Consider the following 21,121-nt stretch of genomic DNA (forward strand, 5'->3'; position numbering starts at 1 on the left):
AATGTTACAGGTAAATAATTTACATTATACAAAAAACCGGCATGTTATACTACGAGGCCTAAGCTTTACTATTCCAGAAAATCGTACTGTGGCTTTATTAGGTGAAAATGGCGTTGGGAAAACAACGTTAATGCGATTAATTGCCGGCTTGATTGAACCTAATCCACATTCAGACATTATGATTGATGGTGTTATGGGTGCAACGATTAAGTTGAAATTGTCATATGTTTCAACGTTGAGCTGGACTAACAATTATGATCGTGTGAGTGATGTTGTGGCCTATTTTAAAATGGGATATCCGGATTTTAATGAAGGGCGTATGGCAGAATTAATTAAATTTATGCGTATTGATCATAGTCAGCGCATTGCCAAATTATCTACTGGAACGATTGAAAAATTATTGATTGCCTTGACTATTTCACGAGACACATCAGTTTATTTATTAGATGAACCTTTTGGGGGCGTTGACGTATTAGCACGCAAAAAAATTATGCAATCATTGTTACACTGGTTACCAGAAGATGCGACTGTATTGGTATCAACACATTATATTCAAGAAATTGAGAGTTTAGTTGATGATGCACTTATTCTAAAAGATGGCCGCTTGTTGGCTTATCAATCTGTTGAAGATATTCGCCAAACAGAGGGCTTGTCGTTAGAACAATACTATACGCAACTATATATTGAGGATAATGGGGGGCGCGAATAATGTTAAAAAATACACGGCTCTTTAAAATTTTTGCTAAAGATTCAATGAATCATGCGTTGTTTATTACTGGTATTGGTGCAGTGGTCGCAATACTGATTATTATTTGGCAATTATTACCCTTTGTACCCCATAATACGTTAATGGCTGATGGTGGGAAAATTACTGCATTTAAAGATCGCGTTATTATATTTGAAGGTGTTTTAGCCTTTTTGATCGCTTTAGTTTTAGGTGCGCGGATGTTTATTTCATCTGCTAAATCATGGAATAAATCAAAATATGTTTTGTTACCAGCACGTATTGATCAATTGGTGATTTGGAATCTGGTTGGTCGGTTTATTGTGAATATTTTTGCCATGATGGTTACGGGTATTGTTTTTTTGGGATTAGAATGGTTGATGAATTCAAACTATCATGATGAGATTATGGATATCTTAACCTCTGTTACGATATATCATGTCGGCGCTTTTTTTGATGGTATAATTTCATTATATTTATTTGTGAATTTAGCGGTGGTAACGAATAACTGGTTAATGGGTTTCGTGAGTGATAAATGGCAACAACGCGCAAAAATATTTGGTCTAATTTTAATGATTTTTATTCTGGGTTATGGCTTATCATGGGTACCTGATAGCTGGATTGTAGATATTATTGCTGATATTGGTATGCTAGGGTTAATTTGGTATTTGTTGAGATATCACAATGAAGCAAAATAACTCATTAAGCAAGATCGCATTTTATAAAGGCCTGTTTTTAGAGTTAGTTTAGGTCATCAAAATTTGAATATCAAAAAAGACATGTTAATGATTAGCATGTCTTTTTTGTTGCTTTGGAGTTAACTCTAAGGTATATACTTCGAGTAATGATGATCTATAAAAGGCAATATTTAATTTAGAAAGGAAATTTCGTATATGACAAAAACACTTATTGTATTTTATTCGCGATCGGGTAATACGAAAGAGGTTGCTGAATTAATTCAAGCTATGGTTGGTGGCGACCTTATACGTATAGAAACACGCGAACGTCGTCCTACTAATTATCGAGAAGAAGTTGCTAAAAATCAGTTAGAACAAGAAACGCATTTTCTGCCTGAAATTGCGACTAAAATTGATAACTTTGATGAGTATCAAAATGTTTTCATTGGCACACCTACTTGGAATATGGCTTTACCACAGGCGATGGTTTCGTTTTTAAAAGAATATGATTTTTCTGGAAAGGTTATTTTGCCATTTAATACCAATGGTGGGTATGGCGTGGGCAGCACTTTTAATCAAATTGAAGCCAATATTAACGATGCAAAGATAACACCAGGGTTTTACACAAAAGGTGGTGAAGAAAGTAAGGGCATTTTATTTACAATTAAAGGTAGCTATAGAGATAGTATATTAGTGCAATTAGATAAATGGGTAAAACAAAATTATAAATAATACGGATTGATTAAATGAGGAGGATGTTAAAATGAATAATTCAGTAAAATTAAATGAACAAACAGAAATACCAAATCTAGGCTTTGGTGTTTATCAAATAACTGATCAAAACGAAGCAAAACAAGCTGTACTTGATGCGATTGATCAAGGTTATCGTTTAATTGATACTGCTGCTAGTTATGGCAATGAACATGCAGTGGGTGAAGCAATTAAAGCATCGAATGTAGCTCGTGAAGATTTATTGATTACTTCAAAACTTTGGGTGGATGACACAGGTTATGAAGCTACGAGACAAGCTATTAAGGATTCGCTTGAAAGATTGCAACTTAATTACCTGGATTTGTTTTTAATTCACCAACCTTATGGTGATATTTTTGGTTCATGGCGTGCAATGAACGAAGCAAAAGAAGCCGGGTTAATTAAGTCTATTGGTGTTTCTAATTTTTCAATTGCTCAAATTACTAATTTGGCGGAATTTAGTGGTGTAAAACCTGATATTAACCAAATTGAAGTTAATCCATTTAATCAGAATACTGAAGCCGTAGCATATCTAAAAAATTATGGTGTTAAAGTAGAAGCGTGGGCACCATTTGCCGAAGGAAAAAATGAGCTATTTACTAATGAAAAACTTCAAAAAATTGCAGATAATCATGGTAAGTCAATTGCACAAGTTGTGCTACACTGGATAGTACAACGTGGTATCGTACCGGTTTCTAAGTCAACTAAGCCAGAACGTATGGCTCAAAATCTAAATGTATTAAATTTTGAATTGACTAATGAAGAGATGGCTACAATTGCACAATTAGATACTGGTGAAAGCCAATTTTTCTCACATGAGGATCCTGATATGATTACTTGGATGGCTCACCGTAAAGTTGAAAAATAAGGCGAAAAACAATGAATGTGAAAGAAGCGAGTGAAAAAACTGGCGTATCTACTGATACAATTAGGTATTATGAAAAAGAAGGATTAATTCCAAAGATTACCCGTAATAATGTTGGCAATCGTGATATTGATGAAAGGATTATTCGTCGTATCAATTTTGCTAAACAAATGCGTGATGCCGGTATGTCAATTAAGGCACTGAAAGAATATACTGATTTAGTTGATGATGCTGAGGATAATACCGAAAAGCAAAAGAAAATTCTGCGTGAGCAAATTAATGCTATGCAGGAACGGAAAGATGATATTGATTTTGCTATTGCGCATTTAGAATATAAATTAGCTCACTACGATGATCACATGAAGAGAACTGAAGAAGAACTTCATGAATTAGAAAATAACAATTAAATATATGAAAGTTGTCACTTAAAAACTTTTGCCAAAAAGAACATGTTGTTGATAGATGTGTTCTTTTTTCGTGTTTATTTTTTGATTACGTCGTTTAGCAAATTTAGTCATAAAAAAATACCCAAAAACAAAATTTTTGGGTACTCATTTGCGGTAAAATGTTATTCAATCAAATTGCACCAATGTGTGTTAATTTATGATCTAAATGACTAAATATAAAGCGATCAGCGTAACCAACGAATAATCCTTGGAAGAAGAATGAAAAGAGGGTACCGATATTTAATGCCACGATTTCGCCAGAAGCTAACCACACAATCAGCGAAATAACCATGGGAAATGAAAAATTGAAAGTTTGCGAGATAGCAGCATTACCCTTGAAAAACATAAAGCGGGTGAGGTTAGTCAAATCGTCCATTGGATGCAAAATAAACTGCAGACGTTGGGTTATGGAAACCCCCATGGCGATGAAGATGATACCAATGAAGTCAATAACAATACGCCATACTAGTGGTAAATGTTGTAATGAAGAAAAATGCGTTGAAACAATACCAATAACACTACTAAAAGCGATTAAAAATAATAGATTACCGAAAATATGGGCCCAATCAATTGCCCGCTGTAATGCGCAGGTTACGATGGTGGCAATAACGCCGTAAATTAATAAAAAAATACTGATTGATATACCAGTAACATTAGCAAGGTTAGCGGCGGATGCAGTCCAAGGTGCTGATCCCATGTTAGTTGCAACGGTAATCCCGTTACCAAAAGCGTTAAAAACTAAACCTGCAATAAAATAAATACTAAGTTCAGCTGAAGATAATTTTCTTAATTGCCCATGATTGTTATACATAAAATACCCCTAAATATTAAATAAGTTCTTTTTTCATTCTAACAAACTTTACTAGGACTGACTGATGGATTTGAAGTTAATTATTTAACTAATGACACCAAATGCATTAACGTTCGGAAAAAGCGAAATAAAGTTCGCTTTTTGTTGGGTGAAATAAGTTGTTTACGAAAAAAATAAGATAAACTTTGATTTTTAATGACTAATTATAATACAATAGGAAAGTTGTTTAAAAAATTGAATTATGTATTAAGGGGTCTGGTTTTATGTTTGAACGTTATTTCAAGCTTTCTGAATCTGGAACATCTGTTAAAACAGAGTTACTTGCTGGTTTAACAACGTTTCTATCAATGGCTTATATTTTATTCGTTAACCCTTCAGTTCTTGGCGCAACGGGGATGGACAAAAATGCTGTCTTTGTTGCAACAGGACTAATTGGTGCTATTGCCACTATCTTTATGGGTGTTGTTGCAAAGTATCCATTTGCGATTGCTCCCGGCCTAGGTATTAACGCTTTTTTTGCTTATAGTGTCGTTATCGGTATGGGTGTTAAATGGCAAACCGCTTTAGCTGGTGTGTTTGTTGCCGGTGTGATTTTCTGGATCTTAACAGTCTTTAAAATCCGTGAGATTATCATTAATGCGATTCCAGCCGATTTGAAAGCTGCGATTGCAGGTGGTATTGGTTTGTTCATTGCCATGATTGGTTTGGTTGATGGTGGTATTATTTCTGCTAATAAATCAACAATTATTGGTTGGGGTGATTGGAGTGATCCGAAAGTGTTGCTAACCATTGTTGGTGTGCTAATTACTTTTGCACTATACGCTCGAAAAGTTCCAGGAGCTATCTTTATTGGAATGGTGGCAACATCAATTATTGGTTTATTTACTGGTTTGATTCCAATGCCTTCATCACTAGTTTCTAGTGTGCCAAGCTTATCACCAACCTTTGGTCAAGCAGTCTTTGGATTGAAAGATGTGTTTACCTGGGAAATGGTACCAGTTATCTTAACATTTTTGTTAGTTGCTTTCTTTGATACAGCTGGTTCATTGATTGGAATTGCCCGTTCAGGTGGTTTCTTAGTTAACAATGAATTGCCTCGTGCAGGTAAAGCATTGATGGCTGATGCAATTGGAATGTTGGGTGGTTCACTACTAGGAACTTCACCAACAACAGCATTTGTTGAGTCATCTACAGGAATTGCTGTTGGTGGTCGTACAGGACTAACTTCAGTCTTTACAGGATTGTTCCTATTATTGTCATTATTCTTCTCACCACTATTAGTTGTTGTGACATCTAACGTTACAGCAGCAGCTTTGATTATTGTTGGTGTATTAATGGCAAGTAATTTTAAGGCAATTAACTGGGATGATTTCCCAATTGCTGCTGCATCATTCTTAACGATTATTGGTATGCCATTATCATATTCAATTTCTGATGGTATTGCTCTTGGATTTATTGTTTATCCATTGTTGATGATTGTTACTGGTCGTGCTAAAAAAGTTCATCCAATTATGTATGGACTAGGTCTGTTATTCATTTTATTTGTTATTATTCTACAAACAAATGGATAAAAGTTTCATGTGAAACATTTAAAAAACGATATGCGTCTTTGTTTAGAAGATGCATATCGTTTTTTTGTTTTTTGCAGTCCACAATAAATGTCGTATCTAACTTATCAAAAAACCACTAAACGGGTAGTGCGACCGCTTAGTGGTTGATACATAGAATAGTCTTTCTTATCAATAATTACATTATACAAGGTAAGCTAAACCATGACTAATAAAAGGTACTATATGACTAATTTAATTCATGTTCACTAGTTTTTCCAGCAATGATTGTTAGCATATCATGTAATGAAATTTCGACCATATTGCGAATGGCATTATCTGTATAAAAACCAATATGTGGCGTAATAATTGCGTTAGGCATTGCCAAAATAGTTTTGAGATCATCATTATCAAAATCATTGTCAGAAAAATCATTGCTGAAAATGTCTGCTTCACCTTCTATTGTGTCTAATCCAGCGGCGGCAATCGTGTGATTATTCAAAGCAGCAATCAATGCAGGTGTATCCACAACGCCACCACGTGAAGCGTTAATAAAAATAGCGCTAGGCTTCATTTGTTGAAAAACAGATTCATCAAATAGGTGATAGGTGCTATCAAGTAATGGTGTATGGGTTGTAATAATATCAGCAGTTTTGAAAATGGTTTCATGATTAACGTATGTTAAAACACTGTTTAATTCAGGTCGATGGATAGGGTCGGCGGCAATAACTGTTGCACCAAGTGCTTTGAAAATACGGGCCACTTCACTACCAATTTTACCGGCACCGATAATACCAACGATTAAATCATGGATCTCACGAGATTGCAGACCTTCCCAGGTAAAATCATGATTTTGGGTACGTTGTTGTGCTGTATTCAAGTTACGTAATAACCACATGGTTTGGGCTAAGACCATTTCAGAGACTGAACGTGGTGAATAAGCAGGTACATTGGTGATTTTTAAATTATTTTGCGTTGCCAATGATAAATTAATGGTGTCATATCCAGTAATACGAAGCGTGATTTGTTTAATCCCAAATGCATGTAATTTTTCATATACGATGGGATCATCAATGAGATTGTCTTGCTCAGTTGAAATACCGTCATACCCTTTAGCCAAATCAACCGTATCTGGATTTAGGGTGACGGTATTCCAATCAATTTGGACATCATGATGATGGGTTAACCATTCGGTAACGACAATTTTTTCATCATCCATGATGTTATACATTAAAATTTTGATCATTAGCATTTCCTCTATTTAAAAAGTGAGTTTTTCAAAAGCACGGACAGCAGCAGCTAGGGTTGCCATATCTTGTGTAACAGCAATACGAATGTAGCCACGACCAGCATCCCCAAATGCTCGACCAGGAATAACTAAGACACCTACTTTGTCTAGCAAATAGTTACTGAAGGTGACATCATCCATACCACTGGCTGAAATGTCAGCAAAGAGGTAAATACTCCCAGCAACAGGTAATATATTTAGCCAGGGTAACTTGTTTAAAGCAGTGGCGACATAATTTAGACGATTACCGAATTCTTCCTTAAGTGCAGGTGTAAAATCATCAATATGATTTAAAGCATAAGTACCAGCTGTTTGCGAAATACTAGGTGCAGAAAATGTAATGCCTTCATTTAATAAACCAGCAGCGTCAATGATATCAGCAGGACCTGCTAAGTAACCAATCCGAAAACCAGTCATAGCAAAAACTTTGGATAATGACCCTGTGACCAAAGTGTGGTTTGGCGCAAGTTTTTCAAGTGGGGTAAATTCGTGATCGCCATAGACAAATGGCCAGTAAACTTCGTCAGCAATCAAATAGAAGTCATGCTCTTTAGCAAGGTCAGCTAGTACTTGCAGTAATTCTTGATCATAAACAGCACCGGTCGGGTTATTAGGTGTGTTGACCAAGATTGCTTTTGTTTTATCGCTAATTGCTGCCGTAATCGCTTCTTTAGTTGGTTGGAAACCGTTTTTAGCCTCACAAGTAACGATGATAGCTTTACCACCATTAGCTTCCACTTGCGTTTTATACGGTGAAAAGTAGGGTTCAAAGATGATGACTTCATCATTAGGGTTAATGATTGACCCAAAAGCTAAAAATGTTGCGTGACCGGCCCCAACCGTAGCACGAACATTTTCTTTTGTGTAAGATAAACCAAATTTTTCTTGATAAAAAGCAATGATTGCTTTCAAGTATTCGACATCGCCATCACTAGCTGAATAATGGGTATTACCGGCGGTCAAACTATCTTTAGCAGCAGTTAGTATGGGGGTAGCAGTTACCATATCGGGATCCCCAATTGATAAATCAATAACATTTGTCATTAAGGCAGCTGTTTTGCCAATTTCTGACATAATATTTTCTGATGGTTTACTAAATAAATTAGCTAGACTACGTGGCATTTGAACACCTTGCTTTCTCATTTTATTTTAATGTTATTATACATGTATTATGACTGATGTACAGAGCATGTTATATGGGGATGGTTTATTGTGTCTGACATGAAAAACAATAAAAACCGCATAACATCTGTGTCAGCGGCTTTTTTATCGTTATTAAGGTAAATTATTCGTTAATTTAGGATAACTTAAGGATTTACAATAAAGTTAGCATTTTCTTCTTGTTCAACCAAAATAATATTGTCAGCGACAATGTTGGCCATTGCGTCACGAGCCTCCACAGAAGCGTTGCCAATGTGGGGTGTTAAGATGACGTTCTTTAATAATTTCAAACCATCGTTCACATCAGGTTCGTTTTCATAAACGTCTAAAGCAGCCCCAGCAATTTCATCATTGTTAAGTGCTTCTAATAAAGCAGTTTCATCAATAATTGGGCCACGACCGACATTAATAATGGCAGCTGTGGACTTCATTGCTTTAAAAGCGCTCATGTTAAATTGATGATAATTTTCATCAGTCTGTGGCGCGCTAATGACAATAAAATCACTTGTTGATATTAATGTATTTAAAGATGCATAAGTAACCTTTTCTGAGCGTTCTTCAGGATCAGATAGTGGATTACGTTTATAGTATTGAACGTGCATCCCCAAAGCATTTGCCTTACGAGCAATGTCACGGCCAATATTCCCTAAGCCAACAATTCCTAAGGTTTGGCCAGCGATTTCATGACCTAAAAAGTACAAAGGTGCCCAACCAGGAAAACCTTCGCGACGCATTTTTTTGTCACCTTCAACAATTCGGTGGCTAAGTGCTAAAATAAGCCCGATTGCGACTTCAGAAACAGCATTAGTCGACACTTTTGGTGTGTTAGTAACAACGATTCCTTTTTCTTTAGCGTAAGCCGTATCAATGTTGTTAAAACCAGCACCAAAATTAGCAATTAATTTTAGCTTTGGCGCAGCATCGATGATATCATGGTCAACTTTAGTAGAAAGTGGTGTGATCAAAAAATCAATATCTTTAACGTTTTGTAATAGCGTATCGTGTGAAATGAGTTTTGTCCCGTCATATACAGTGACTTCAAAGCCAGCATCAATTAATTTTTGGGTGGCAATTTTAGGTAACTTTGCTGATAAATAAACCTTACTCATGATAGTCTCCTTTATGTTTTTGGCTACGCTTACATTATCTCGTTATTTACCTGAAACTTCAAATAAGTTATCCGTTGATTCTCTGGATTTTTTAGTAATATTTAGCTACAATAATTTTTAAAATACATTTGGGGGATGTCATGAACAAGCGTTATATACGACTCTTAATAAAAATATTATCAGTGCTGATGCTAATTTTATTAGGTTGGTTAATTGTTCGTTTATATCAAATTGGGATGTTTAATGATACGGATACTTTGATTAATATTTTGAAAAAGTATGGTATCTGGGCGCCTATTATATTTATCTTTGTGCAAATTATCCAAGTTGTGGTACCGATTTTACCAGGGGGTGTTTCACTAGCTGCGGGCGTGGTGATGTTTGGGCCTTGGTTAGGATTTGTATATAACTATGTGGGGATTGTTTTGGGGTCAATGATTCTTTTTTGGTTGGGACGACGTTATGGGCGACGGATAATCGATATATTTGTCAGTGAAGACACACTCAATAAATATATTGGGCGTTTAGATTCTAAAGGATGGCATTGGACATTTGCACTACTAATCTTTTCGCCGGTAGCACCAGATGATGCTTTGGTACTACTGACAAGTTTAACTAAGATGACTTGGCGTGAATTTACGTTCATTTTACTAATTGGTAAACCACTTTCTATTTTTATATATAGTTTGGGGATGTTGTATGGTGCAGATTGGTTATTACGAATATTGGGTAGTTAAAAAGAGGTTGGAATATTTTTCCAACCTCTTTTTATTATTTATTCTTTAACTGTTTGATTTAATTTTTCAGCTTGGTAATAATCAGGGAATACTTTGGCACTTTTGACACCCCAGTAGTAGAAACCTAATGAGATAACAATAATGACAACAAAATCCCAAGGATAATGAATCCAGTTAATACCATTGAATTCATGGCTACCAATGAATGAAATGATTGAAATAAAGATCAGATAAACGATTAACCACAAAGCTGATTTGAAAGCTTTAAGCGTATCGTTGTGCTTGGCTTTATATTCATAATAAAAGTAGATTGGTAGTCCTAACATGATGACGATGATAACTTCTACTGTAGTGGGCCACATTGACCAATAAATGGCCAGTGAGGCTAATACGAAAGCTACGGGGGCCATAATTGATAGGAAACGTAACTTAACAGGACGTTTGAAATCAGGGCCTAAACGTCTAAACGCAACGGTTGTAACTGGACCCGTTAAGTAAGCAATTAACGTTGAGGCACAGATAACAGTTGCTAGTGTTGACCAAGAACGGAACACTGAAACCATTAGCATACTGATAACAAAATTCGTTAACATCGCAGCGTGTGGCATTTGGAATTTACCACTAAGCTTACCTAAAAAGCTAGGGATGTGTTTATTACTTTCCATAGCGAAAAGGACACGCCCAGTAGAGGCGGCGAAAGACACGCCAGTTCCAACGGGTGAGACAAAGGCATCTAAGTATAATAGAACAGATAACCAATGAATACCTAATAAAATAGCCAAATCGGCAAATGGTGAACTAAAATTAATACCATGCCAACCATATTTTGCTAAGGTTGCTGGATCAATAGCGGTGATAAATGCACTTTGAATAAGGACATAAATCACACCACTGATTAGTAACGATAAGAAAATACCGCGTTTGACATTTTTCTTAGTGTCTTTAATTTCACTTCCCATATTAATCACAGTTTGAAAGGCATTAAACGAGAAGATAATTCCTGCCGTTGCCGTCGCTGAGAAAATAGGAGCAGAGCCATATGGCATAAATTCTTGTATTGAATGACCATAGTTACCCGTATGAAAACTTGAAAGTGTCAACATGATAATTGTAATCGCTGGAATACCAATTTTAAAAATTGAAATGAAATTAGTAAAGCGCGTTAATAATGTCACAGACCAAAAATTAATTAGAGTAAATACAAACATGAAAGCAAAAACTAGCAATAGTCCTGACGTTGTAATTTCACCGTTACTAAAAAATTGTTTTGTCCAATTAGCCCATGACCAAGGCCATGAACTCATATATTGAACAGCTGCAACGGCTTCGATTGGAATTAGCGCAATCAAAGATACCCAGTTTGACCAGGAAGAGATGAATCCTAGTAAGGGGCCGTGTGAGTATTGAGCATAACGGCTCATCCCCCCAGCCTCAGGAAACATGGTTCCTAACTCAATATAGTTATAGGCGATTGCAGCGATAACTAAACCACCAATCACCCATGAAATGATTGCTGCTGGTCCAGCAACACGGGTTGCCTCCCAAGACCCAAATAGCCAACCTGAACCAATTAGTGATCCAAGAGTCAGCATCACAAGTTGAAATAAGCCAATCTTCTTTGTTTTCTTTGACTTCATAAGTCCTCCTTCTAACAATAGCCACTATTGTAACAAATTTATGAAATAATACCAAATTACGAAAAAATACATATGACTTTGTCTTTTAAATTAATACATAATAAATATTTATCAATTTATTAATATACGAAAGCGCTTAAAAAACAATACAGCAATTCAATATATTTTGCAGATATACCATAAATAAAACACAAATTGATTGTAAAGATTATTACAAGCAAATTATTAACGAATAAGTTGATGTATGTTACGAAAGTTCGCTTAATGCCGAACTTTAAACGGTTTAATGTTAAGAGTATTTGAATTTTGTAAATAATATGGCTGTATTTTAATGATTAGTTGACCTTATGTTACAAGAATTTTGTTGCGTAATAGTCTATATTTTTCGATAATGTAACCTGTGTCTGTATTATTTTTTGAGCATCTGATTAAGGAGAACAGCCGTGATTTTTAAAAATCGTCTTGATGAGACAATCACAACATCAAAGTTAGCCATACTATTAATTCCAGCTATGACATTATCAGCTGGTATAACATCTTTAATGGCAGCTAAATCATATGAAATAATTAGGCTAGCAAATGCTAATGGTAAGGCAATTGAGGAAGAGAAGAAACTGCATGGTTAATCGTATTTTTACGTACCTCAAAAATGACATCATGTTTACTGTTAGTATGTCTTTGGCGGTCATAACGTCTTTTTTTGTGGTACCAGACTTTGGTGCTGTTAACTGGCATACCATTTTTAGTTTAACAACGATGATGATTTGGGTAAGTTTACTAGAAAATGCAGGTGTGTTACACGCTGTATCCGTTTGGTTAGTTAGTAGAAGTCATCATACACGAGCGTTAATGACCAGTGTGACGTTACTATCATTTTTCGGCGCAATGTTATTGTCGAATGATATTGCAATCTTAACGCTGATGCCAATTTATTTGCGCTTAGCATCTGAATTATCTAATCAATTAAAAATTATTGGATCGACTTTAATTATTATGGCTGCCAATTCGGGAGCGATTTTGTTCCCATTTGGTAAGTCACAAAACTTATATCTATTTGGACACTATGGTGTTAGCGTTGGTGAATTCTTTAAATGGTCAGGTGCTTTGACGGTTGCATCATTGATTTTGATGTTTATTATTACAAGATTTATTAAATCAACACCATTATCAATTAATTTACAACCGGCAGAACATATTGAAAGTCGCTCATTGACGTTTTTGATTATTACTGGAATTATCTTGATTGTAACAATTTTTGGTTGGTTACCATTTAATATTGTTGTCCCAATCATGCTAATTATATTCTTCATTTATAATCACAAAATATTTAAAATGGTTGATTATGGCTTATTGACAACATTCTTTTTCTTTTTTGTTGCCACAAATAATTTAGCAAACATACATATCGTACAGGATTTAGTTAGTTCATTATTTGATACACCATCACATGTGTTGTTTGGGAGTTTTCTGTTGAGTCAAGTGATTTCAAATGTACCGTCAACCATTTTGATTTCAACATTTACAGAGCACGCACATGAATTATTCTTAGGAACAAATATCGGTGGGTTGGGAACGATGATTGCATCGATGGCTAATTTAATTGGTTATCGTGTTTATCGCCAAATTGAACCAGATTCATCAGCTGCTTTTTTGCGATTGTTTATGGTATTAAACTTTGTTATGGCAGTCGTGTTACTAGTGTTATTCGGCATTTAATTAATACAAACAGTAAGGATTTGATGATGACATCAAGTCCTTTTTTATATGCCAAAAGGCGATAGTGGTATTAAATTGATCATAAAAAAGGTATAATTAAGAGGAGATTTTGGCTTTTTAATGAGTCGGAGAAAGAAATGCAGAAAAAATTAGATGAGCCAGATATTGAAACTTTAGCAAAAAAGGATATATTTGCAAAAGTAGCTGATGGAGATTGGTATCAATATGCCAAAGAACCGCAGATACAAGCGATTGTTAAGGCAAGTACACAAGCGATTCAACGAATCAATCAGACAGCTGTTACTGATACGCAAGAGGCATTGCGCCAAATACATGCGTTAGCACCAAATATAGCCGATGATGTTGAGTTTTATTTTCCAATAACTAATATTGAACACCCAAATAATTTGTATATTGGTGCAGGAACTTTTATCAATTTGAATTTTACTATTTTAAGTGCTGGTAAAGTTACAATTGGGAAAAATTGTTTCTTAGGACCCAATACACAGTTATACACGCCTAATCATCATCCACGAAATAAAGTGTTACGACGGGCTGGTTGGCAGTATGATTTGCCGATCACAATCGGCGATGATTGTTGGTTTGGTGGTTCGGTAATTGTGTTACCGGGCGTGACAATTGGGGATAATGTCGTTGTCGGTGCTGGGAGTGTTGTAACGCATGATATACCTAGCGATACAGTTGTTGCAGGTAATCCTGCTAAACCAATTCGTCATGAATGATAAAGCGTTGGGAAATAAAAGTGATCTAGCGTGAAAAAAGTAGTAAATTGCTCGATTTATCATCAATTTACTACTTTTTTATTATGGTGATTTAAATAAAATCGTTGCCAACAAAGCCAGTTTTATCGGCATCAGTAATTTTTCGTAGAACGTGGCAGGGGTTACCAACTGCCACGACATTATTTGGAATATCATGGGTCACAACGCTACCGGCACCAATGATGACATCATTTCCAATGGTGACGCCTGGTAAGACAGTAACGTTAGCAGCTAACCAGCAACGATTGCCAATGGAAATTGGTTTTGCGATGCAACCACCAATTTCACGTTCACGTGCATCAAAAGAGTGGTTACTAGTATATAAGCCAACCTTCGGACCAAACAAGACACGATCCCCAATTGTTACTTTGGCACCATCAAGAATTACAGCATCGTAGTTAGCGTAGAAGTGGTCACCTACATGGATGTTGCGACCAAATTCACAACGAAAATTAGGCTTAACTTCAGGGGCAAGACCAGCGCTACCAAATAAATGGCGGATTAATTGTTCTTTTTTTGCAGAATCAGCTTCTTGATTGAGTTCATTCGTTAGCTCAGTGGAACGATTTCGTTCGGCAACTAAGATTGGATCCAAATCATTATACGTTTTGCCCGTTGCCATATAGGCAAATTTTTCATCTAAATTCATGATATATTCTCCCAAAATTATAAGTATAATTAGCATATCATAATTATATTTACTGACTAAATAATAATAAATAGGTTGACAAATGGTTTTAGATTAGATTATTATGAGAATACAATTAAAGCCCAAGGAGTTATATTATGAAAAATCATCGTATATCACAAGTAAATAGTTGGCGTTATTACTTTCGTTTCTTTATGTAGTGTTTGCATCACATTAATACAGGTGCAAACACGAAACACATGTTTGTACCTGTGGGAAATGAAAGCTATTTGAAATGGCTTTAAAAGATCCTACAGGTTTAGAAAAATCTGTAGGGGAATTGTATTTGGTTATGGACGGCCCCTGGATTATTTCTATCTGGCGGGTCTTTTTTGTATTATTAGCACTTGTTGTAATGAAAATAACCAAAGAGGTAAAACATAATGGACATGACAAATTATTTGAATCGACAATTATCTGGCGTTAAAGCATCGGCTATCCTGACGTTTGCAAATTTTGCACAGCAAATTCCTAACGTTATTAACTTTACGCTAGGAGAGCCTGATTTTAATACACCAGATCATATTAAACAGGCAGCAATTAAGAGTATTGATGATGATCACTCACACTATGCACCGGCAAACGGAACGCTAACATTACGTCAAAATGCTAGCACATTTTTGGCAGGTAAGTATCGACAACACTATACACCCGATGAAATTATTGTGACTCAAGGGGCGACTGAAGCATTGTACACAGCGATTGTGTCGGTTTTAAATCCTGGTGATAAAGTGATTATTCCAACACCAACATTTCCGTTATATATTGCAGATGTTACCGTAGCGGGTGGTCAGCCAGTGTTGGTTAATACAGCGGCGACCGGATTTAAATTAACTCCTGAATTATTAACCGAAACACTGGCTCGTGAAGGTGATGGTGTTAAGATGGTGGTTTTGAACTACCCTAGTAATCCAACTGGCGTCGTTTACTCATCAGAGGAGTTAAAAGCTTTAGCAGACGTATTACGTGATAAGCCTATTTTTGCATTGTGTGATGAAATTTATAGTGAATTACACTACGATCAGCCACATGTATCATTGAGTAATTATTTACCGGAACAAACAATTTTGGTAACAGGTGTTTCCAAATCACATGCGATGACAGGTTGGCGCATTGGGTTGTTGTGTGCACCACAACCGTTGATTAATGAATTAAGTAAAATTCATCAATTTACAATTACGAGTACAGCAACCGTAACGCAAGATGCAGCAGCAGCAGCTTTAGGGGCAGGAAAAGATGATGCGTTACCGATGAGGATGCTTACGTTGCCCGTCGTGATTATATTTTGACAGCGTTGAACGAACTAGGTTTTGAAACGATTAAACCTAATGTCGCTTTTTACATTTATACAAAAATTGCATCTGATTTAGAACAAGATGATGAAAAATTTGCTTATGATTTAGCGGAAAAAGGGCTAGTTGCCGCAGTACCCGGTTCATATTTTGGCCCAGGGGGTGAGCATTACTTACGTTTGAGTTACGCAACGAGTATGGCTGAAATTAGGCAAGGTATGACTAATTTGAAGGATTATGTTGAACGACAACGGGCAGAATAATCTAAAACTAGGAGAATAAAAATGACAAAGATATTATTAATGAGTGTGCGGCCAGATGAACGGGCTGCAATGGTAGCGTGGGCACAACGGCATCCGAATGTTGAAATCACCATGTCAGAAGCTGAATTACATTCAGATACAGTTGAACTAGTTGCAGGATATGATGGTCTAGTGATTCAACAGCGTAGTCAAATTGAGGCAGATGTTTATCCACGTCTGCAGGCATTAGGTATTAAGCAGATTACTACAAGAACAGCCGGATATGATGTGATTGATTTAACAGCTGCAAAGGAAAACAACTTAGTGGTCAGCAATGTACCAGCATACTCTCCACGTTCAGTGGCAGAATTAGCTTTAACACACACGATGCGCCTAATCAGGAAACAAGAATTAGTAGATCAACGTGTGCGTGAACAAGATTTTCGTTGGGCTGGGTTACAAGGTAGTGAAATTCATTCGTTAACGATCGGAATCATTGGTGCGGGGCGTATCGGTGGGACATCAGCAGGCTTATTTCATGCATTAGTAGCAAATGTTATAGCTTATGATATTAAACCTAATCATGATTTAGATGATATTTTAACGTTTAAATCATTACCAGAAGTTTTGCAACAAGCTGATGTTATTTGTTTACATGTTGATTTAAATGAAACATCAGCAAACTTAATTGATGTAGCTGCTTTGTCATTAATGAAACCAACTGCTTATTTAGTAAATGAATGCCGAGGACCAGTTGTGGATACTGACGCATTGATTGATGCATTGGCAAATAAGCAAATTGCTGGTGCAGCGTTAGACACCATGGTTGGCGAAGAAACATTCTTTAATTTTGACTTACGTGGGAAAGCATTGCCTAATAAAAATTTAATTCGTTTACGTGAATTTGATAATGTTATTATTACACCACATGTTGGCTTTTATACTAATATTGCTGTACAAAATATGGTTGATATTAGTTTAGATGATACTTTAGCAATTATTACAGATGGTAATTGTAATCACTTAATTAGATGATATAAAAAACCTAATCTCGTAAGAGATTAGGTTTTTTATTATGTTTCATGTGAAACATTAGCGACTACGAGCAGGTAAATCTAATGAAGCATCTGCCAATACATGGCCGTCGATAGCTCGTCGGAAATCATTTAAAAAATAACCAGGAGTTAAGTCTAATTGGTCATCTAACGCAAATACTTTTAATGTATAATCATGCGTTTTATCAGGAGGCATTGGCCCAACATATCCTTGTGTAAGTGTGGGGTTATCTTGATGATATTGCGCATACTTGGAATTGGTTCCTGGTACGTATGAAATGTCACTATGAGCGATATTCTCTGGAATATCCGCTACAGGTAAATTAGCAGCTAACCAGTGAATCCATACAAAACCTGCTACTGGAACTGAATCGTAGTCAACAAAAACAATTGCAAGTGACTGAGTACCAGTTGGTATGTCATTCACTTTAATTGGAAAGTTAGTCGTAGGTATATCATCTAGTCGGTTTTCCGCTGGTGCAAATTTCGCATATTTATCAGGTAAAAAATGATTATCATCTAGGTCTACATTAATTTTCATAAGAATACCCTCCGTCCTTATTTACTAAAGTCAATCTATCATGATTGTGCAAAGCATGCAATTTTCTAGCAGGGTCGTGTGGGCTATTCATTTAGTTTAAATTGCCCGTTTAACGAGTCATCAATAAGGTAAGTCATTTTGTCGCCACGTACAACCATCTCAGAAACCTCAATGGGGAGATTGTTTTGATTTTCGGCGATTTTATTAACAATAAATACTGGCGTTGTTGTATCTATATGTAGTAATTTTTGTTGTTCTTGGTTAGCAAGATCTACATTTAATTCTTTTTGTGAATGTTCAACTAGCGTATTGTAATGTGTCGCTAATGTTTTATAAAGGGACATCTTTTCAGAAACCTCTGTTAGTAAGTTTGGAAAAAATCTAGCAGGTAGCCAAGCTTGGTCGATCATTAAAGGTTCTTCATTTAATGTGAGAACCCGTTTAATGAATAGTAAATCTTCGTCGTGATTAATGCCTAATTTTTTGGCAATGCTATCATCTCGTATAATTTCGCGTTTTAAGATGATGCTTTTATGTGTACTACCTTGGGATGATGCAAACTCACTAAACCTTGCGGGACCAGTAATTTTACTACGAAGTTTTGCATCTGGATTAGCAAAAGAACCTTTTCCCTGAATTTTTACTACCCAGCCTTCTTCAGTTAATAGATCTAACGCTTTGCGAATAGTAATGCGGCTAACATTATAAATTTGACATAATTCATTTTCACTAGGCAACTTTTCAGACTGTGAAAGAGTGCCATTGATAATGGTTTGTTTTATTTCGCTATAAATTTTTTGATATAAGGGCTGCATAATACCGAGAGTTTCACTCATGGATGGCCTCCTATTTTAATGTTATTTGTAAAACATTTATTTAATTGTATTATACATTCGACGACTTGTTATAACAAGTTACTAAGTGTGTTTATCTTGCCATATGATAATTAAATTAATCTTAACGTTCGCTTTTTAGTGACGTTTAAAGGCGTTAAATTAGAAAATAAGTAGAAAAATGAGTTTAAAGTGTTGGCTTAATGAGTTCGTGACTTTATATTAGCATATAACATCATATAACAAGTGATAAGTTCACTGGTCAGGATTAAGGAGAATGTCATGAAGGAACAATTTAAACAAGAGATTAAGACAGTTATTGAAGCAACACAAGCTAAGGGGGACATTGAAAGCATCTATTTGGTTGCCTGTGGTGGCTCACATGCATTTTTGCAACCAGCTGAATATGTGTTGAGTAAAGAAACAACGATTCCAACAACTGTTTTACCCTCACGTGAATTTATTACACGCGAACCTAAGGCATTGGGTGAGCACAGTTTGGTAGTTAGTTGCTCGCACTCTGGCACAACGCCTGAGACAGTTGCTGCAACTAAGTATGCCCGCGAACAAGGTGCTTTGACGGTTGCCTTTGCCTTTGCAGATGAATCACCACTTGAAAAAGAAGCTGAGTATACAATTCATTATGCTTGGGGTCCAGAAACTGACGCTTCAGACCTAAATACTGGTGTTTTGTACGGTTGGTTATTTGCTTACCTAAATGTTGTTAACCCAAGTGACAAGTATGATCGTGCTTTGAAGGCTTTGGATGTTTTGAACGATGTGACAACAAAGACACGTGAACAATACACACCAATTATTGCCAAGTGGGCTTCAGAGTTGAAGCGTGAGCCAATTGTATACTCAGTTGCTTCAGGAATTAATGCGGGTCAAGCCTATTCATTTGCGATTTGCTGGTTACAAGAAATGCAATGGGTAAACAGTGCTTACATTCATTCTGGTGAATACTTCCACGGCCCATTTGAAATTACAGACTTTGATGTACCATTCATCATGTGTGAAGGATTGGGAAAGGCACGTGCAATGGATGAACGTGCTGTGGACTTTGCTAAGAAGCACAGTGATAAGGTATATGTTATTGATAATAAGGACTTTGACATGTCATTAATTGACGAAGATTTGCAAGATTACTATTCACAAATCGTGTCTGGTGTTGTTTATCGTTTGATTGCAGAATCATTTGCTTACGAACGTGGTCACTCACTAGATGTTCGTCGTTACATGTGGAAGCTAGAATACTAAAAGTGGTGACGCCCATGAAATTAATAACGGTAGGAGATAACGTTGCTGATACGTACGTTGATTCTCACATCTTTTATCCAGGTGGTAATTGTGTGAATGTCGCAGTTGATGCTAAAAAGGCTGGTGCAGAAGCGGTTGGTTATATGGGAGTGTTTGGTAACGACAAACAAGCTGAACATATTCAGAAAGCTTTACGTGATGAACATGTTGATTTGACTAATTGTCGTCAAATATATGCGCCTACTGCACAGCCAAGCGTCTTTCTCACGGCAGATGGTGATCGTCAATTTGCTGCTGGACCTAAAGGATCGGCACAACATTTGGTTAAATTACGATTAACATCGGAAGATATGAAAACTATTTCAGAATATGATGTTTTACATACTGGAATTGACGCTAACATCGACCAGGAACTTGTGACCTTAAAGTCATCAGTGAAAATAGGTTATGATTTTTCAGATGTTAAAGATAAGGCATATTTAGCTGAAGTATTGCCAAACGTTAATTATGCGTTTTTCTCAGGGTCAGAAATGACAGATGAAATGGCAGAAACGTTTGCTAAATCATGTTTAGCGCAAGGACCGGATATTGTGGTCGTAACACGTGGTGCACAGCCAGCATTGGTCATGAGCAAGGATGCTTATTGTTATCAAGAACCGCAGTTGGCTGATGTTGTCGACACAATGGGTGCAGGTGATAGTTTTATTGCCGGATTTTTAGTTGCTTATACTGATACACATGATTTAGAAGCGGCTGCCTTGGCGGCCAGTCAAGGTGCGGCTAATACTTGTGGTGTTAGTGGTGGTTTTGGGCACGGGCAAGCTTATTAATAATTAAATAAACAAGTTCGAATCGTACAGCGAAGAGTTGTGCGTATCGAACTTAAGCATCAGGTCGTCAACTTATTGAGGGTCTGATGCTTAAGTTCCATAAGGGCAGTTCTATGCTGATGTCCGTTAG

General features: G+C 36.3%; 22 protein-coding genes and 1 pseudogene. 15 read left to right on the plus strand and 8 right to left on the minus strand.

Annotation, left to right across the window (positions count from 1 at the left end; all coding sequences use genetic code 11):
- Position 1: 1 nt before the first annotated feature.
- From FFM61_RS00275 to FFM61_RS00295, 5 genes are all read left to right on the plus strand, one after another.
- A complete protein-coding gene (locus tag FFM61_RS00275; protein ID WP_074426677.1) occupies positions 2-709 on the plus strand; it encodes an ATP-binding cassette domain-containing protein in 708 nt (235 codons plus the stop codon).
- Positions 709-1,422: a hypothetical protein gene (locus tag FFM61_RS00280; protein WP_074426676.1), complete on the plus strand. Its 714-nt coding sequence runs from the start codon at positions 709-711 to the stop codon at positions 1,420-1,422. The genes FFM61_RS00275 and FFM61_RS00280 overlap by 1 nt, the downstream gene beginning before the upstream one ends.
- 195 nt (positions 1,423-1,617) lie before the next feature.
- The gene (locus FFM61_RS00285) at positions 1,618-2,133 is read left to right on the plus strand and encodes a flavodoxin (RefSeq protein WP_074426675.1); all 516 of its coding nucleotides are present in this window, start codon (positions 1,618-1,620) and stop codon (positions 2,131-2,133) included.
- A gap of 31 nt (positions 2,134-2,164) precedes the next feature.
- Entirely contained in the window at positions 2,165-3,019 is an 855-nt protein-coding gene (locus tag FFM61_RS00290) for an aldo/keto reductase (protein ID WP_074426674.1), read from the plus strand.
- 11 nt (positions 3,020-3,030) lie between these two features.
- The gene (locus FFM61_RS00295; protein WP_074426673.1) at positions 3,031-3,423 is read left to right on the plus strand and encodes a MerR family transcriptional regulator; all 393 of its coding nucleotides are present in this window, start codon (positions 3,031-3,033) and stop codon (positions 3,421-3,423) included.
- A 169-nt stretch (positions 3,424-3,592) separates the two neighbouring features.
- Here FFM61_RS00295 and FFM61_RS00300 read toward each other — a convergent pair whose 3' ends face one another.
- Entirely contained in the window at positions 3,593-4,273 is a 681-nt protein-coding gene (locus FFM61_RS00300; RefSeq protein ID WP_074426672.1) for a DUF6198 family protein, read from the minus strand.
- A 263-nt stretch (positions 4,274-4,536) separates the two neighbouring features.
- Between FFM61_RS00300 and FFM61_RS00305 the strand changes: the two genes are divergently transcribed.
- The gene (locus tag FFM61_RS00305) at positions 4,537-5,844 is read left to right on the plus strand and encodes an NCS2 family permease (protein WP_074426671.1); all 1,308 of its coding nucleotides are present in this window, start codon (positions 4,537-4,539) and stop codon (positions 5,842-5,844) included.
- A gap of 226 nt (positions 5,845-6,070) precedes the next feature.
- Here the strand turns inward: FFM61_RS00305 and FFM61_RS00310 are convergent, their stop codons facing one another.
- From FFM61_RS00310 to FFM61_RS00320, 3 genes are all read right to left on the minus strand, one after another.
- Complete coding sequence (locus FFM61_RS00310) at positions 6,071-7,066, minus strand: D-2-hydroxyacid dehydrogenase (protein WP_137604580.1); 996 nt, start codon at positions 7,064-7,066, stop codon at positions 6,071-6,073.
- Between the two features lie 15 nt (positions 7,067-7,081).
- Entirely contained in the window at positions 7,082-8,230 is a 1,149-nt protein-coding gene (locus FFM61_RS00315; RefSeq protein ID WP_074426670.1) for an aminotransferase class I/II-fold pyridoxal phosphate-dependent enzyme, read from the minus strand.
- Between the two features lie 185 nt (positions 8,231-8,415).
- Positions 8,416-9,378, minus strand: a complete 963-nt coding sequence (locus FFM61_RS00320; RefSeq protein WP_074426669.1) for a 2-hydroxyacid dehydrogenase family protein — start codon at positions 9,376-9,378, stop codon at positions 8,416-8,418.
- Positions 9,379-9,518: 140 nt separating this feature from the next.
- Here FFM61_RS00320 and FFM61_RS00325 point away from each other — a divergent pair, with 140 nt between their 5' ends.
- The gene (locus FFM61_RS00325) at positions 9,519-10,115 is read left to right on the plus strand and encodes a TVP38/TMEM64 family protein (protein ID WP_074426668.1); all 597 of its coding nucleotides are present in this window, start codon (positions 9,519-9,521) and stop codon (positions 10,113-10,115) included.
- Positions 10,116-10,153: 38 nt separating this feature from the next.
- On the opposite strand, the gene FFM61_RS00330 is transcribed toward FFM61_RS00325, so the two are convergent.
- Positions 10,154-11,752 carry an APC family permease gene (locus FFM61_RS00330; protein WP_074426667.1) on the minus strand — a complete coding sequence of 533 codons (1,599 nt, stop codon included), beginning with the start codon at positions 11,750-11,752 and terminating at the stop codon, positions 10,154-10,156.
- Positions 11,753-12,195: 443 nt separating this feature from the next.
- On the opposite strand from FFM61_RS00330, the gene FFM61_RS00335 reads away from it, so the two are divergent.
- The 3 genes from FFM61_RS00335 to FFM61_RS00345 all read left to right on the plus strand — a co-directional run bounded on the left by FFM61_RS00335 (position 12,196) and on the right by FFM61_RS00345 (position 14,211).
- Positions 12,196-12,378 carry a hypothetical protein gene (locus FFM61_RS00335; protein ID WP_074426666.1) on the plus strand — a complete coding sequence of 61 codons (183 nt, stop codon included), beginning with the start codon at positions 12,196-12,198 and terminating at the stop codon, positions 12,376-12,378.
- Entirely contained in the window at positions 12,371-13,468 is a 1,098-nt protein-coding gene (locus tag FFM61_RS00340) for an SLC13 family permease (RefSeq protein ID WP_074426665.1), read from the plus strand. The genes FFM61_RS00335 and FFM61_RS00340 overlap by 8 nt, the downstream gene beginning before the upstream one ends.
- Positions 13,469-13,605: 137 nt before the next feature.
- Positions 13,606-14,211, plus strand: coding sequence for a sugar O-acetyltransferase (locus FFM61_RS00345; protein WP_074426664.1), 606 nt, complete (start codon positions 13,606-13,608; stop codon positions 14,209-14,211).
- A 91-nt stretch (positions 14,212-14,302) separates the two neighbouring features.
- Here the strand turns inward: FFM61_RS00345 and FFM61_RS00350 are convergent, their stop codons facing one another.
- Entirely contained in the window at positions 14,303-14,899 is a 597-nt protein-coding gene (locus FFM61_RS00350) for a sugar O-acetyltransferase (protein WP_074426663.1), read from the minus strand.
- A gap of 274 nt (positions 14,900-15,173) precedes the next feature.
- On the opposite strand from FFM61_RS00350, the gene FFM61_RS00355 reads away from it, so the two are divergent.
- From FFM61_RS00355 to FFM61_RS00365, 3 genes and pseudogenes are all read left to right on the plus strand, one after another.
- Positions 15,174-15,365 carry a hypothetical protein gene (locus FFM61_RS00355; RefSeq protein WP_137604581.1) on the plus strand — a complete coding sequence of 64 codons (192 nt, stop codon included), beginning with the start codon at positions 15,174-15,176 and terminating at the stop codon, positions 15,363-15,365.
- Positions 15,319-16,493: pseudogene (locus FFM61_RS00360) on the plus strand (aminotransferase class I/II-fold pyridoxal phosphate-dependent enzyme). The gene FFM61_RS00355 and the pseudogene FFM61_RS00360 overlap by 47 nt, the downstream one beginning before the upstream one ends.
- A 21-nt stretch (positions 16,494-16,514) precedes the next feature.
- Positions 16,515-17,507: a D-2-hydroxyacid dehydrogenase gene (locus tag FFM61_RS00365; protein ID WP_074426662.1), complete on the plus strand. Its 993-nt coding sequence runs from the start codon at positions 16,515-16,517 to the stop codon at positions 17,505-17,507.
- Between the two features lie 57 nt (positions 17,508-17,564).
- On the opposite strand, the gene FFM61_RS00370 is transcribed toward FFM61_RS00365, so the two are convergent.
- Both FFM61_RS00370 and FFM61_RS00375 read right to left on the minus strand, forming a co-directional pair.
- Positions 17,565-18,068, minus strand: a complete 504-nt coding sequence (locus tag FFM61_RS00370; protein ID WP_074426661.1) for a YbhB/YbcL family Raf kinase inhibitor-like protein — start codon at positions 18,066-18,068, stop codon at positions 17,565-17,567.
- An 83-nt stretch (positions 18,069-18,151) separates the two neighbouring features.
- A complete protein-coding gene (locus tag FFM61_RS00375; RefSeq protein WP_074426660.1) occupies positions 18,152-18,904 on the minus strand; it encodes a GntR family transcriptional regulator in 753 nt (250 codons plus the stop codon).
- A gap of 279 nt (positions 18,905-19,183) precedes the next feature.
- Here FFM61_RS00375 and FFM61_RS00380 point away from each other — a divergent pair, with 279 nt between their 5' ends.
- Together FFM61_RS00380 and FFM61_RS00385 are read left to right on the plus strand one after the other, a co-directional pair.
- On the plus strand, positions 19,184-20,161 hold the full coding sequence (locus FFM61_RS00380; protein ID WP_074426659.1) for an SIS domain-containing protein: 978 nt from the start codon (positions 19,184-19,186) through the stop codon (positions 20,159-20,161).
- A gap of 14 nt (positions 20,162-20,175) precedes the next feature.
- The gene (locus FFM61_RS00385) at positions 20,176-20,991 is read left to right on the plus strand and encodes a PfkB family carbohydrate kinase (RefSeq protein ID WP_074426658.1); all 816 of its coding nucleotides are present in this window, start codon (positions 20,176-20,178) and stop codon (positions 20,989-20,991) included.
- Positions 20,992-21,121: the final 130 nt, after the last annotated feature.

It is taken from the genome of Weissella hellenica, from assembly GCF_005405545.1.
Lineage (GTDB): Bacteria > Bacillota > Bacilli > Lactobacillales > Lactobacillaceae > Weissella > Weissella hellenica.